A 14470-nucleotide genomic window follows, 5' to 3' on the forward strand; every position below is an offset into this window, starting at 1 on the left:
CAGCCGGGGGTGTCCGAGCTGAAGACCCACCGCTGCCGGTACGCAGTTTTGAATTGCACATGGCCTGGCGTGGGTCGCAGGACAATGATCCGGGCGAGCGCTGGCTGCGTTCGCGGATACAGATGTTTTTTGGGGATCCGGATAGCCTTTAAAAACCTGCTGGATCGACCTAAAGGGCCCGTATTTCCTATGTTAAGCATCTTTTTTTGAATCTATTACAGTCTGTGAAAATCCGCTTGATTCCACGACCTTTGGGGGCATGATCAGGGCTGGTTTCAGCTTAATAAAAAAGGACGCCCCACCCGTATCCCGAAGGCAMCACCAGTCCTACCCTGACTTCTCGCAACCAAGGCGCTAAGACCGGATGACTACAAAACGAAGCGGCTACCCAGAAACCCCCTAGCGGAAATCAAGCCAGTTCGAGACTCTCGAATTTAGGCTGAGACAGCTCGCGTAACGCTTGCACGCCTTGACGCTGGCCGACTCCGGCGGCACCGAAACCTGTACGACCAAAACCAAGAGAATCAGTACTAACAAAGGAAAGGTATAGGCATTTTTTATTTTCATTGTGCATTCCCTCTTTACCTTCAAATCGACCCTGAGTCATGACCATGACTTCAAGGGTGGCAGTGCGCTTGGGCGCGCCTTCGAGAGACATTCGCTTGCGTCTCGAAGGCGCGCTGCTTCTCTATTAGCGCTCGTCAACCGTAATAAACTCGCGACGCTCTGCCATTGACACGGGCACGTCATCCTCATCAGTGAAGAATTGCTCGTACCACTCGCGCAACTGATAGACCGGGCCGTCTGTTTCTGCCAGCACCGGTTTGTCGATACGGATTTTGTGCTTCCAGATCACCACGTCCTGGTAGAACGAGTCACGGTTACCTTCGACATAGGCCCTGGCCACTTCCTGGTTCTGCTCTTCAGTCCATCCAGGCACCCGCTTGACCATGCAACCGAAGCGCAGGTCGAAACTGTTTGGCGTCACCGGCACGTGGCTGTTGAGCAGAATGGCGTGGATCCGCGCATCGCCGAACATCGAACTGATATGCGTGAAGTGAGTGGCTGGCCCGTAGTAGGCCGATGGCGCGATCAGGTCACCGCCCAAGCGCTCGGAGTCGCCATGGAAAATCTGATGGCCGATATGCCCTTCGAATATATTGGCGAAATACTTGGTTGGCGTACCGTGCACCGGCCCGAAGTGCTGAGCGTCCACCAGGTTATCGACTAACTCCCGTGGGTTGGTCTCGATCAGCATGGTGTCGATGTTCCAGTCATGAATCCAGTCTGGATCATCCATCTCGGGCAAGTGCGGAATGACCACGCCCTCTTTTGGCGGACGGCCTTCGGGGTTGTTCCAGACGAACAGCAGGTTGTTTTCCTCGCAAGTCAACCAACTGCGAGTCTTGGCCTTGGGTGGAATGCGTTTGCAGTAAGGGATCTCGACGCATTTGCCGCCGGTGTCGTATTTCCAGTGGTGGAACGGGCACACCAATTTGTCGTTCTCGATGGTGCCCTGGGACAGGTCGGCGCCCATGTGCGGGCAGTAGGCATCCAGAATGCTGATGGTGCCCTGGCTATCGGCAAAAGCCACCAAGCGGGTGCCAAAGATTTCCAGGGTATGGGGCTTGCCATTACGGTAAATGTTGGCGTTGCCCAAGCAGTGCCAGCCGCGCGCGTAACGGTGGCTGCGCTGGGCGTTTTCGATGTTGATTTCAGCGAGTTTCGTCATTGTTATTGTTCCTCGAATGCAGACTTCGGGGCAGGCAATGCCCCCAACAAATACAGGGTGATCCCATGGCGGACATCATTGAGTAGGATGCACAAGGAGATCATCGTTCAGTTGGACTAGATCAAATGGGAGCGACTCTCAAAGGGCGCCCCTGGGCAAAGCGGGCGCCAAACTTCTTGGTCACTGGCCGAAGCGGCGAGCGGCTTCCGGACCGAAGTCCCGGGGACTGAAACCGGGTTTATTCAACAGGTAGCCGTTGCGCTGCTCGTTGATCAGATTGAACGCCAGGTAGCTGCCGGCGTTGAGGTCGTAGTACAGGCCGACGCCCGCCTGCTGAGCCTGGCTTTCGTAGGCATAGAAGTAGTTGACCATCGAGGTGCGCCACAACTCGCCACGGTTGTCGTAGTTGTCGGCGAGCATCGGAAACCAGGTGTCTTCGTCGACATACAACTTGCGTTTGCCATACAGGTGGCGATAGCCAGGCTTGAGGGTGCCTTCCAGCTCCCAGACCCTATGGCGCTCATAACGCATCGCATCGGGATTGATATGACCGGGAGTCAACAAGTCGGCATATTTGAGTTTGGCGTCGTGCAGACGATAGGTGTTGTAGGGAATGTACATCTCACGCTTGCCGACGATCTTCCAGTCGTAGCGCTGACCGGAACCGTTGAACAGGCGCACTTCATCCACGGTGATCGACCCTCCGCTGCCGGGGAACGACATGTCGAAACCATAGCCTGGCGACTGGCGCACACGCCGTGTGCCCGGATCGTAACGCCAGGCCTGGCGCGGTTCGGTCTTGTCGTTCCAGAACTCGGTGCCGGTATTGATCTCACCCTTGTCCCGTTGCGGCAGCAAGGTTTCATTGAGATAGAACGACGAGTTGCCGGTGGTATCGCCAATCTTGCCTGGCTCCAGCGCTGGCGCCAGGTTGCGCGAATGCACGCGGCCCCAGTTGATGTTGCCGTCCTTGAGCACATAAGCGTTGTCGGAGGTGTACTCCTCGGTCCAGGCCCGCAATGTGAAGGTTGAGGCATTCTTCAACAGTTCAAGTCCGCTGCGCGGCACCGGGAACGGAGTGCCGCCTGTTTTGCCAACCACCCCTTCGCCATCATCAACCAGACGCGCCCCGCTGGCGTTCTCCCGTGTGGCTTGGCATACCACGTCATTGACGCGGAAATCCCTGTGCGAGGGATAGACCGGTATTTTGTAGGTGGCCGGGTAGAGCTTGAACAGAGCTTTTTGGCCGTCAGACAGGGAGTCGCTGTATTGCGCGATGTTCTGCGCGGTAATCACGAACAACGGTTTTTCGTCCGGGTACGGATCCACCGGGTGGTTACCCGTGCCTTTGAAATCAACATGGGGCGGCACGCCCAACCACTTGCCACTGAACGCTGGAATGCTGCCGTCGGCATTGCCGGCCTTTTCCGCGCCCAAGCACGTCAAGTCTTTGCCAAGGCGCGGGATGTCCTCAGGTGCGGCATTCACCGTGCCGACGGAACAGCATCCCAATAACAACGTCAAGGCCCAGCCAGGGGACTGATTACTGCCGGTCATTTTTATTCTCCATGGGTTCGACAACGGTTCCCAGTATCGACAGGCCAGGAACCCGACAGCATCGTCCGCACGGACTAACGCATTTTTACCCGGGCCGCGTCACAGCCGCGACCCGGCCGGCTGCGGCGCGCCCAGAGCTACCACGCTATTGAGCATGATCCGCACCAGCTCGGTCTGACGCCGAACGCCAGTCTTGGAAAATATCGAACGCAGATGCGCGCGAGCGGTATTGCGTCTGATATTGAGGATTTCCGAGGCTTCCTCCAGCGACAAGCCGTTGGCCAGTTCCAGTGCCAGCGCAGTTTCCGCTGGGGTCAGGCTGTACAGTTGCGAAGTCAACACCGTGCTCACCAGCGACTTGCTCACAGCGTCACGCACATACACAACCACCGTAGGTTTACCGTTGCCTTCGAGCAGTTCCCGGGATGGAATCAACTCCACCACAACGCCCAGGCTGACCTGGCCTGAAGGACGGGAAATCGACGTCGCCTCGGCCACCTGCACGCCCTTGCCGGCGCCTTGCCTGGTACGCTGAAAGGCATTGCGCACCAGGCGCGCCAATTCCCGATTGTCACTGGGGTAGGTCGCCTCCAGGCGACCGCCAACCACTTTGAGGCCGTCTTGACTGTCGAGGATTTCCCGGGCCACGGGGTTGAGTTGCACCACGCAGCCGTTTTCATCGAGCACGAAGGTCGCCACTGCGAGGCGGCTGATCGTCTGCGAATACAGGCTGCCGAGCGACTCGCTGCGGTCGAGTTGCGAATACATGTGCAAAGACCGGCGCAAATGTGGCAACAACATGGCGCACATGGCCCGCTCGGTATCACTGAAGCGTGGGTGACCCTGCGGTCGATTGATCCGAAAACGCACCGTGCCGCCATCCGGCATGCGTATATCAGCACCGAGCATGTGGTAACAATCGTAGGGTTGGCAGTACAGCAGGTAAAACGCCGAACTCGCCCATTCGGCATCGCTCATTAGCTCATCGATGGTGAACACGGTGTCGGTGGGCAAACCGTCGAACAGTGTGGATTTGGCGTAGTAGGCGTAATGGTTGATACCGCCCTGCCCCAGTTCGATATCACCGGCGACCACCATCGGTGACAACAGCGGCTCATCCTGAACCCGCAGGATCAAGGTCACGAAATTAGCCTTGAACAGCGCGCGTATTTCGCGCAACGAGTCGCTTAGGGAGGCGGGGTTCATCGCTGAGTCGTAGATGTTGCCAATGATCCGTTCGTACTCGGCCAACTCCAGGCCCATTTGCGCCAGGACCTGTGCATTGGGCAAACAACTTTGCATATCCATTCCCCAGCAGCGGGCCCGACCTGCGGGCCCCATGGATTTAATCGAGTGTGTGGCGGCGCCCGCTTTACGGCAGCTCGAACAGGCCGGCGGCGCCCATGCCGCCACCGATGCACATGGCAATCACCACATAGCGCGCACCGCGGCGCCGCCCTTCGAGCAAAGCGTGGCCGACCATCCGCGCGCCGGACATACCAAATGGGTGACCGATGGCTATCGCACCGCCATTGACGTTCAGGCGCTCTGCAGGGATCTGCAGCGCATCGCGGCAATGCAACACCTGGCTGGCAAAAGCCTCGTTGATCTCCCACAGTCCGATATCCGCCACCCCCAGGCCGAAGCGTTTGAGCAGCTTTGGAATGGCGATCACCGGACCGATGCCCATTTCCTCCGGTGCGCACCCACCCACGGCAATGCCCCGGTAGATGCCCAATGGCGTCAACCCTCGGCGCTTGGCCTCGGCACGACTCATCAACAGACTGGCCGCGGCACCGTCAGAGAACTGCGAGGCGTTGCCGGCGGTGACGAACTCTCCCTGCTCGATCCATTTTCCGTCCTTCCACACCGGTTTCAGATTTGCCAGGTCCTCAAGGCGCGTGCCGGGCCGATTGCATTCGTCACGCAAGACCTTCACGCGTTCATGACCATTAGGCTGACCATCGGCGGCGAACAGCAGCTTGTCCACGCTCAGGCCGACGATTTCCTCATCAAAAAGACCGTCCCGTTGCGCGGCAGCAGTGCGCAGTTGGCTTTGCAGTGAATACTCATCCTGAGCGGCACGACTGATGCCATAACGACGGGACACGATCTCGGCGGTTTCAATCATCGGGATATAGGCGCTGGGCATCACCTGCAGTACGGCTTCGGATTGGRCACGGAAGCTGTTTTTGTGTTTGGTCTGGGTCAGCGACAAGGACTCCACGCCGCCGCCAATGGCGATGCTCATCTCGCCACTCATGATGCTCTTGGCAGCCACGCCGATACTCATCAGACCCGAGGCGCACATCCGGTCCAGAGCCATCCCCGGCACACTGTCAGGCAAGCCACCGGTGTAGGCACAAAGCCGACCGATGTTATAAGCCTGGGTGCCCTGCTGAACCGCCGCGCCCATGATCACATCCTCTACGTCAGCCGGCTCGATGCCGGCACGTTCGACCACCGCGCGCACCACATGGCCACCCAACACCGGGGCCTCCGTATCGTTGAACGATCCACGAAACGATTTGGCCAGCGCAGTACGGGCGGTGGCGACGATGACGACTTCATTCTGGTCCATGGAAACTCACTCGGAAATTGGGTTGAAGGTGTAGCGGCTGATGGTGTCGATCACGCAGCCCGGACGCGCCTGGCCCTCGACCTCCACGCTGATGCGCACCACCAGTTGCACGGCGTCGCCCAGTGGCTCGGCACGGATGATCAGGCCGCTTCCGCGTACCCGCGAGTCGACCTTGACCGGAGCCGGGAAGCGCACCCGGTCGCTGCCGTAGTTGACCCCCATGGCCATGTTTGAAAGGGTCAACAACTGCGGCATGAACAGATTGGCCAGGGATTGGGTCAGGTAGCCGTGGGCAATGCAGGCGCCGAACGGACCGCTGGCTGCCCGTATCGGGTCGACATGAATCCACTGGTGATCACCCGTTGCTTCGGCGAACAGATCAATTCGCTGCTGGTTGATGGTCAGCCATTCGGTGTGACCAAGGTCCAGGCCTTCGGCCGCAAGCAAAGCCTTGGCACTGCTAAAAACGTGACTCATGAGCGCGCCCTCAAGCTTGTTGTGAACTGACGGACAACACTTCACCGACCATGTAGGAGGCATAGTCGCTGGCCAGGAACATCATCACGTTGGCCACTTCCCAGACTTCCGCGGCGCGACCGAATGCTTCGCGCCCCGCCAGGCTGGCGAGCAACTCTTCGCTGGAGGCTTTCTTGAGGAAATCGTGCAGGGCAATCGATGGCGATACCGCATTTATACGAACGCCGAACTCGGCGGCTTCCAGGGCGCTGCAGCGGGTCAGCGCCATCACCCCGGCCTTGGCGGCGGCGTAATGGGCCTGCTCCTTTTGTGCCCGCCAACCGAGCACAGAGGCATTATTGACGATGGCCCCTGCGCCGCGGCGCTGCATGTGCGGCAACATCGCCCGAGTCATTCGGAAGGTGCCGGTCAAGGTCACATCCAGCACACGCAACCACTCTTCGTCGCTCATCTCCACCACACGCTTCTGGCCACCCAGACCCGCGTTGTTGATCAGCACATCGACCCCGCCCAGTGCCTCTTCGGCCGCCACCACCAGGGCCTGGACTTCGTCTTCTATCGTGACATTGCACAGCTGGCCATAAATCGCCTGTAAACCGGTTTCGGCCTTGAGGCGCTCCACCGCCTCTTCCAGGCGCCGCGGATGCACGTCGGAAATCATCAGCGCCCGGCAACCTTCCTCGGCACTGCGTCGGGCCGCGGAGTAACCGATACCGGCACCGGCTGCGGCGGTTATCAACACCGACTTGCCGGCCAGCAATTGATGACCGGGAACATAAGGGGGGGCTTGTTTCACAGCGTCTACCTCCGAAGAAATCAATACGCTGTAGTTGTACGGAGGGGGCGATGCGGGCACATCGTCAAAATGGGGTATGAAGGCGAAGAACGCTGACTAACAGATACACCGCAGCGCCTGGTTTCTGTAGGAGCCGGCTTGCCGGCGAAGAACGATGACTCGGTATATCAGATACACCGCAGCACCCAGTTCCCCGGCAAGCCTGGCTCCTACAGGGTGGGACTTCAGCCTCCCCAGACTTTCTGCGCCTTCGGCGCTTCGGCGAGGATCTCATTCACTGCCGCACCGATTTCTTCGACTAGCCACAACGCGCCTTTGTCGCGGGTGACACCCGTGCGCCAGCCGTCAGCCAGTGAAATTCGCCCGCCCTGGCTTTCAAAGATCTGACCGCTGACGTGGGCCGACGCAGGGCTGCCGAGCCACACCACCAGCGGCGCAACGTTTTCTGCGGCCCAGGCGTCGAAGGTGCCGTCCTCGGGTTTTTTCACCACGTCGGGCATGGCGCTCTCGGTCATCGAGGTCCGTGCGGCCGGCGCCAGCGCGTTGGCGGTGACACCGTAGCGCGCCAGTTCTGCCGCTTGTACCAGGGTCAACGAAGCGATGCCGCCCTTGGCCGCCGAATAATTCGACTGCCCCACCGAGCCTTGCAGACCGGCGCCGGAGCTGGTGTTGATGATCCGGGCGTCAATCGGCGTGCCGGCCTTGGCCAGGTCGCGCCAGCGGCGGCCGAGGATGTTGGCCAGGCAGTAATGGCCCTTGAGGTGGACACGCATGACCATGTCCCAGTCTTCTTCGCTAAGACTGATGAACATGCGGTCGCGTAACACGCCGGCGTTATTGATCAGAACATGGACTTCACCGAACGCCGCCAACGCCGCATCGACGATGCGCTGCGCAGTGGCCAGTGTGGTGATGTCGTCGCTGTTGGCAATGGCCTGGCCACCGTTGGCGCGAATTTCACCCGCCACATCTTCTGCGGCATCGGCGCGAATATCGTTGACCACGACATTGGCCCCTTGCGCGGCGAACGCCAAGGCATAGGCGCGACCGAGCCCGCCACCGGCCCCGGTAATGATCACGGTGCGGTCTGCACAAATAGCCATGTTTGACTCCTCAGGATTGGGGTGGCCGCGCACCCGAAGCGGCGGCCCACATGAAAAAATTACAGGCGTTCGATGATGGTCACGTTGGCCTGGCCACCGCCTTCACACATGGTTTGCAAGCCGTAGCGACCGCCGCTGCATTCCAGTTCGTTCAGTAGCGTGGTCATCAGTCTTGCGCCAGTTGCACCCAATGGGTGGCCTAGGGCAATCGCTCCGCCGTTGACGTTGGTGCGCGCGGGGTCGTAATCCAGCTCTTTGGCCCAGGCCATCACCACCGAGGCAAAGGCTTCGTTGATCTCGACCCGGTCAATGTCGGCCATGCTCAGCCCGCTTTTGGCCAAGGCCCGGCGGGTGGCAGCAATCGGTGCGGTGAGGTGCCAGATCGGATCGTCACCGAGCACCGTCAGATGATGAATCCGCGCCCGTGGCGTCAGGTCGTAGCGCTTGAGCGCCGCCTCCGACACCACCAACAGCGCCGCGGAGGCATCGCAAGTCTGGCTGGACACGGCAGCGGTGATCGAGGGAGACTGAGGGTCTACCGGCTGCAATTCGGCCATCTTCGCCAGACTGCTCTGGCGCGGGGTTTCATCCACCGCCAGCCCCTGGCAGGCGACGATTTCCCGAGCAAATCGCCCACTGGCGATGGCCGCCAGGGCGCGTTCGTGGCTTTGCAGGGCAAAGGCTTCCATTTGCTCGCGACTGATTTGCCAATGATCGGCAATCCTTTGAGCGGCATAGAACTGGTTCACGGGCTGCTGACCAAAGCGCGCGCGCCAGCCAACGCTGCCCGAGAATGGATCGGCAAAGCCCAGGGCCTGGCCGGCCAGCATCGCCGAGGAAATCGGGATTTGGGTCATGGTCTGCACACCGCCCACCGCGACCACATCCTGAGTGCCGCTCATCACCGCCTGCGCGGCGAAATGCAGCGCCTGTTGCGACGAACCGCACTGGCGATCCACAGTGGTGCCGGGGACCGTCAGCGGCAAACCGGCGGCCAGCCAACTGGTGCGGGCGATATCGCCGGCCTGGGAGCCGATGGTGTCGACGCAACCGAATATCACGTCGTCGTAGTCTTCTGCGGGGATCACATTGCGCTCCACCAGTGCCTTGAGCACATGGGCGCCCAAGTCAATCGCGTGGATCACGCTCAATGAGCCCTTGCGCTTGCCCGTGGGGCTGCGCAATGCATCAACAATGTAAGCCTGTGCCATGACTCATTCCTCGAAAGTTTGTCCCGGCCCAAGGCCGGTAGCGTCGGCGAACAGGTAGTCGCTGACACGGGTTTTGTGAAAGCCGCGGTCGCCCCAGGATGCATCGAGGGCCCAGGCACGCTTCATGAACATCTGCAAATCGACTTCCCAGGTGTACCCCATCGCGCCGTGTACCTGAATGCCTTTACGGGCTGCGATCCAGCTCGCCTCATTCGCCGCCAGGCGGGCCTGCGAAACCCATACGCCAGCGTTGACGTCGCCCCGGGCCAGGGCATGGGCGGCGCGGTACAGCACTGGTTTGGCCTGTTCGATGTAACGGGCGACATCGGCCAGGTGATGCTTGACCGCCTGAAAGCTTCCGATCGGCTTGCCGAACTGTTTACGCTGGGCCACGTAGTCCACCGACAGGTCCAGCATGCGTTGCGCCAATCCCAGAAGTTGTCCGGCCACTGACAGCGCGCCACGGTCCAGCATGCGGTCCTGCAAGGCGCGCCCCTGCTCGCCGCTGGCCACGCAGGTCGCCGACGACGGGGTCCATGTCACCAGACCCAGACGGCGCGAGGCGTCGATGCTCAGATGGTTTTCCACGTCAACATGGGAGCGCGGCACCACATGGATGTCATCGCCATGGGTGAGAATCAACACTTCGGCCAATTGCGCGTCGCTGACCAGAGCATTGACCGGGTGACTGATCGCCAGGCGCAAACTGCCATTGGCGATTCTGGGTAACAGGTCAGCGCGAGCCGGATGCCCTGCGGGCAGACCGGCCAATAAGCCGCTGGCTACATAAGCCGTGTCGGCCAACGAATCGGGAATGGCGTAGTAACCCAACTCCTGGGTCATCAATGCCCAGGTCACATCGTCCATGCCCAGGCCACCTTCGGTCTCGGGCACCGACAAGGCGGTCAGGCCCTGCTCGGCGATCTTGTTGCGCAGGTCCTGGGAGCGCCCGACATCGGTCTCCCAGATTTCCCGGAGCATCTCCGGGGCGGCTTCGGTCATCAGGAAACGACTGATGGCTTCGCGAAACGCCAATTGGTCATCGTTAAAAGTGAAGTCCATGGGCGGTTCCTTATTTCGGCAAACCGAGCATGCGCTCGGCAATGATGTTGCGCTGGATCTCGTTGGTGCCGGCATAGATCGGCCCGGACTGTGCGAACAGGAAGCCCTCCAGCCAGCCGGCCGCGTCGCCTGCCTGAGCGCTCTTGCCCAACAGCTCGCCTCGGCCACCGAGAATGCGCATGGCGGTCTCGTGCATCTTCAGATCCAGCTCCGACCAGATGACCTTGTTGATGCTCGACTCGGCGCCGATCTGCTCGCCCCGGCTCAAACGCCCCACAGTGTGATAGGCCGACAACGCATAGGCTTCTGCGCCCATCCAGGTCTCCAGCACGGCATCGCGCAGGCTCGGGTCGCGGTCGGCGCCGGCGCGGTTCGCCTTGTACAGCTCAACCAGCTTGCGTGCCGTGGCCTGAAAGCGCGCCGGTGAACGCAGCAGCAGGCCGCGCTCGAAACCGGCTGTGGCCATCGCCACGTGCCAGCCCTGCCCTTGCTCACCGATGCGGTTGGCCACTGGCACCCGCACGTCGTCGAAAAACACCTCGGCAAAGGCGTCCTTGCCGTTGAGCGCCTTAATTGGGCGAATGCTCACCCCCGGCGTGTCCAGCGGCACCATGACGAAGGACAGGCCGTGGTGACGAGTCGATCCTGGTTCGCTGCGAAAGAGGCCGAACAGCCAATCCGCGTAGATCGCCCGGGTCGACCAGGTCTTCTGCCCGTTGATCACGTAATGGTCACCGTCAAGCAGCGCCTTGCTGGTGATTGCCGCCATGTCGGAGCCGGCGTTGGGCTCCGACCAGCCTTGCGCCCACATGTCCAGGCTGGCGGCCATGCGCGGCAGGAAGCGCTGCTTTTGCTCCGGGGTGCCGAATTCCATCAGGGTCGACCCCAGCAACAACTGGCCGTTCTGATTAACGCGCATCGGTGCTCCGGCGCCGTAATACTCTTCCTCGAAGATCAGCCACTCGATCAAGTCGCTACCGCGACCGCCCAGTTCAGCCGGCCACATCACCATCGACCAGCGGCTCTCGAACAACTTGGCCTCCCAGGCGCGGTGCTGTTCAAAACCTTCGCGGGTGTCGTAACTGGCCAAGGGCTCACGTGGCAGGTTGGCCGCCAGCCAGGCACGTACTTCGGCGCGGAACGCGTTTTGCTTGGGGGTATAAGTCAGGTCCATGGCGTTATCTCAGAACTTGGCGTCGCGTTTTTCAACGAAGGCCCGGCGCGTTTCCGCGGAGTCCGGGCTGCTATAGGCCTGCATGGTGAAGCCCTGTTCCCAGCGGTATTTATCTTCCAGGTTGCCGTCTTCGATACCGTTCAAGGCTTCCTTGGCGATGCGGATCATGCCCGGGCTCTTTTCGGCGATTTTCGCCGCGATGCCCAAGGCGGTTTCGCGCAACTGATTCTTGCTGACAATCCGCTCGATAAAGCCGTATTGCAGTGCCTCGGGAGCGCTGATGCTGTCACCGGTAAAGAACAGGTAACGGACTTTTTGCACCGGGAACAGGCGCTGAAGATGCGCACCGCCGCCCATGGCACCCCGGTCGACTTCCGGCAGGGCAAAGGTCGCGCATTCGGAGGCGACGACGATGTCCGCCGCCCCGGTGATGCCGATGCCGCCGCCCAGGACAAAACCATGGACCGCGACAATCACCGGCACCGGGTTGCGGTGCACGGCCTTGAAAGTGGCGTAGTTACCGGCATTGACCTCGACGATCCGTTCCGGGTACTTGTCCAGCTCCTTGATATCGACACCGGCGCAAAAGCCACGGCCTTCGGCGCGAATCACGATCACCCGCACTTCGGGATTCGCCCCAAGGGCTTCGATCTGTCGTGCCAGGGCATGCCACTCCTGGCTGTCGAGGGCATTGACCGGTGGTTTGGCGATCACCAGCTCAGCGATCCCCTGATTGAGTTGTGTCGTGAATGCCTGGTTCAAAGGGTTGCTCCAATACTGGCGGGATGGTTCGAAGGGGTGGGTCTGGCTGCGTGCCAGGAGCGTGTCCAGGCATTGCTGGGCCTCGCTGGCAATGCCTTCGATGACTTCACGGCAACTGAGTAACTCGCCGATGGCGGCCGCGACCTGGCCACTGGGCAGGATGCCCTCGTCCGGTGCGCCATCGACCATAGAGCGCTGCAACAGCACCGGCTGGTTGGCGGCCATCACCACTTGCGACAGCTGCGACGGGTCTTCACGCAACGCCCTGATAAAGACTGAAGCCATGTGCCCCAGGCTCATGCCGGTTTGCTGCTTCCACTGCCACGCACTGCCCAAGGCAATGCGCAGGCGACCGAAGGGGCCCGCCTTTTCGAGGTGATTGATGAAGCGGTTTTCGATCATGCGGTGACGCATGCCATCCACCGCGGTGGTGACGCGCACCTGCTGCGGATCGTTGACCTTCAGGTAGCGCTCAAGGGTCGCGGCCGGGGTCGGCGATTCGCGGGTCATCAAAAACCGCGTGCCCATGGCGATGCCGGCGCCACCGGCAGCCAGCACTGAGGCCAGGCCACGGCCGGTGGCGAACCCTCCGGCCGCGATCACCGGCACCCTGACCGCCGCCAGTACTTGGGGCAGCAGGATCGAACTGGGCACGCCGCCGGTATGACCGCCGCCCTCGCCGCCCTGAATAGTGATCAGATCGGCACCCAGTTCCACCGCCTTGAGCGCATGCTTCAAGGCGCCCACGGTGGGAATGCACAGCACCTTGGCCGCCTTGAAGCGAGCGATGGTCTGTTTGTCCGGACCGCGTCCGTAGCTCACGGCGCGCAAGCGGTATTTGATCGCCAGGTCGACGCACTGCGCGGCGTTGTCCTGGAACATATGGAAATTGAGCCCGAAGTTGCTGCCGCCGGTGGCGTCGATCACCTTGCGGATTTCGCCTTCCAGCTCATCGGCCGCGATGGTCGCCCCGGCCAGGAAACCGAAGCCCCCGGCCTGGGTCGTGGCGATCACCAGATTGGCATCGGCGACCCAGCCCATGGCGGTTTGCACAATCGGGTAACGGCAACCGAGGGCCTCAGTCAGTGGCGTATCCAACCAGCGGTTCATTGGCTTTTGTCCTCGGCCTGCTTGTTGGCCCGGGCCATGCCCTTGGCGTCGAAGCCGCCCAGTTTGTCGCCGGACAACAGCTCGTTATGGGCATGGGCAAAGTGGTGCCAGGCGAATACCGCATCCATCGCCGTGCGCTTGCCTTGCAGGTCTTCGACGTGGTTGATCGCCTGCTTGGTCAGGGCCAGGCCCATACGCGGCTGGCGGGCGATGCCGGCAGCAAGGGTATAGGTGGCCGCCTCCAGTTCCTCGCGGGGCACCAAACGGTTGACCATGCCCACTTGCCAGGCCCTCGTGGCGCTCATGCGGTCGCCGGTGAAGAGGAATTCCTTGGCGATACGCGGGTTCATTTCGTAGGGATGCGCAAAATATTCCACCCCCGGAATACCCATGCGCACCACCGGGTCCTGGAAGAATGCGTCGTCGCTGGCGACGATCAAATCGCAGACCCAGGCCAGCATCAGCCCGCCCGCTACACACGCGCCATGGACCATGGCGATGGTCGGCTTGGGAAGTTCGCGCCAGCGCCGGCACATGCCCAGGTACACCTCCTGCTCGCGGGCATACAGCTGCTCACCACCGGGTTTGTTGGTGTGGTCCCACCACAGGTGCGCGCGCTCGAACGGTTTGTCGATATCGCGCCCGGGGGTGCCGATATCGTGGCCCGCCGAGAAGTGCTTGCCGTTGCCGCGCAGGACGATGACCTTGACGCTGTCGTCGTTCACCGCCTGGCGAAAGAAGGCATCCAGGGCGTAGGTCATCTGCGAGTTTTGCGCGTTGTTGAAGGTCGGCCGGTTCAGCGTCAACGTGGCGATACCCTCGGCCACGCTGTACAGCACCGGGGTGTCCGTCTCATAGACGGCGTTGTCCTGGCGGACGATGAATTCACTGTCGCTGCTGTGCAT

General features: G+C 61.1%; 13 protein-coding genes and 2 pseudogenes. 1 reads left to right on the forward strand and 14 read right to left on the reverse strand.

The window, feature by feature from the left end:
• Positions 1–152: pseudogene (locus AC1DRJ_RS00465) on the forward strand (LysR family transcriptional regulator); the annotation flags it as partial.
• Positions 153–409: 257 nt separating this feature from the next.
• Here AC1DRJ_RS00465 and AC1DRJ_RS00470 read toward each other — a convergent pair.
• The 14 genes and pseudogenes from AC1DRJ_RS00470 to AC1DRJ_RS00535 all read right to left on the reverse strand — a co-directional run bounded on the left by AC1DRJ_RS00470 (position 410) and on the right by AC1DRJ_RS00535 (position 14470).
• The gene (locus AC1DRJ_RS00470; RefSeq protein ID WP_477800303.1) at positions 410–658 is read right to left on the reverse strand and encodes a hypothetical protein; all 249 of its coding nucleotides are present in this window, start codon (positions 656–658) and stop codon (positions 410–412) included.
• A gap of 33 nt (positions 659–691) precedes the next feature.
• Entirely contained in the window at positions 692–1732 is a 1041-nt protein-coding gene (locus AC1DRJ_RS00475) for a 3-ketosteroid-9-alpha-monooxygenase, oxygenase component (protein WP_477800304.1), read from the reverse strand.
• 180 nt (positions 1733–1912) lie between these two features.
• Positions 1913–3289, reverse strand: coding sequence for a DUF1329 domain-containing protein (locus tag AC1DRJ_RS00480; RefSeq protein ID WP_477800305.1), 1377 nt, complete (start codon positions 3287–3289; stop codon positions 1913–1915).
• Between the two features lie 99 nt (positions 3290–3388).
• Positions 3389–4591 carry a helix-turn-helix transcriptional regulator gene (locus tag AC1DRJ_RS00485; RefSeq protein ID WP_477800306.1) on the reverse strand — a complete coding sequence of 401 codons (1203 nt, stop codon included), beginning with the start codon at positions 4589–4591 and terminating at the stop codon, positions 3389–3391.
• 70 nt (positions 4592–4661) lie between these two features.
• The gene (locus AC1DRJ_RS00490) at positions 4662–5870 is read right to left on the reverse strand and encodes an acetyl-CoA C-acyltransferase (RefSeq protein WP_477800307.1); all 1209 of its coding nucleotides are present in this window, start codon (positions 5868–5870) and stop codon (positions 4662–4664) included.
• Between the two features lie 6 nt (positions 5871–5876).
• Positions 5877–6347: a MaoC family dehydratase gene (locus tag AC1DRJ_RS00495; protein ID WP_477800308.1), complete on the reverse strand. Its 471-nt coding sequence runs from the start codon at positions 6345–6347 to the stop codon at positions 5877–5879.
• A gap of 10 nt (positions 6348–6357) precedes the next feature.
• On the reverse strand, positions 6358–7143 hold the full coding sequence (locus AC1DRJ_RS00500) for an SDR family oxidoreductase (protein WP_477800309.1): 786 nt from the start codon (positions 7141–7143) through the stop codon (positions 6358–6360).
• Between the two features lie 224 nt (positions 7144–7367).
• Positions 7368–8246 carry an SDR family oxidoreductase gene (locus AC1DRJ_RS00505; RefSeq protein ID WP_477800310.1) on the reverse strand — a complete coding sequence of 293 codons (879 nt, stop codon included), beginning with the start codon at positions 8244–8246 and terminating at the stop codon, positions 7368–7370.
• A 59-nt stretch (positions 8247–8305) separates the two neighbouring features.
• Entirely contained in the window at positions 8306–9457 is a 1152-nt protein-coding gene (locus tag AC1DRJ_RS00510; RefSeq protein ID WP_477800311.1) for an acetyl-CoA C-acetyltransferase, read from the reverse strand.
• Positions 9458–9460: 3 nt separating this feature from the next.
• Positions 9461–10519, reverse strand: a complete 1059-nt coding sequence (locus tag AC1DRJ_RS00515; RefSeq protein WP_477800312.1) for an acyl-CoA dehydrogenase family protein — start codon at positions 10517–10519, stop codon at positions 9461–9463.
• Between the two features lie 10 nt (positions 10520–10529).
• A complete protein-coding gene (locus AC1DRJ_RS00520) occupies positions 10530–11693 on the reverse strand; it encodes an acyl-CoA dehydrogenase family protein (RefSeq protein ID WP_477800313.1) in 1164 nt (387 codons plus the stop codon).
• Positions 11694–11702: 9 nt separating this feature from the next.
• The gene (locus AC1DRJ_RS00525; protein WP_477800359.1) at positions 11703–12455 is read right to left on the reverse strand and encodes an enoyl-CoA hydratase family protein; all 753 of its coding nucleotides are present in this window, start codon (positions 12453–12455) and stop codon (positions 11703–11705) included.
• Positions 12456–12497: 42 nt separating this feature from the next.
• A pseudogene (locus AC1DRJ_RS00530) lies at positions 12498–13565 on the reverse strand (NAD(P)H-dependent flavin oxidoreductase); the annotation flags it as partial.
• Entirely contained in the window at positions 13562–14470 is a 909-nt protein-coding gene (locus AC1DRJ_RS00535) for an enoyl-CoA hydratase (protein WP_477800314.1), read from the reverse strand. The gene AC1DRJ_RS00535 and the pseudogene AC1DRJ_RS00530, both read right to left, overlap by 4 nt.

This window comes from Pseudomonas sp. P5_B2 (assembly GCF_056400445.1).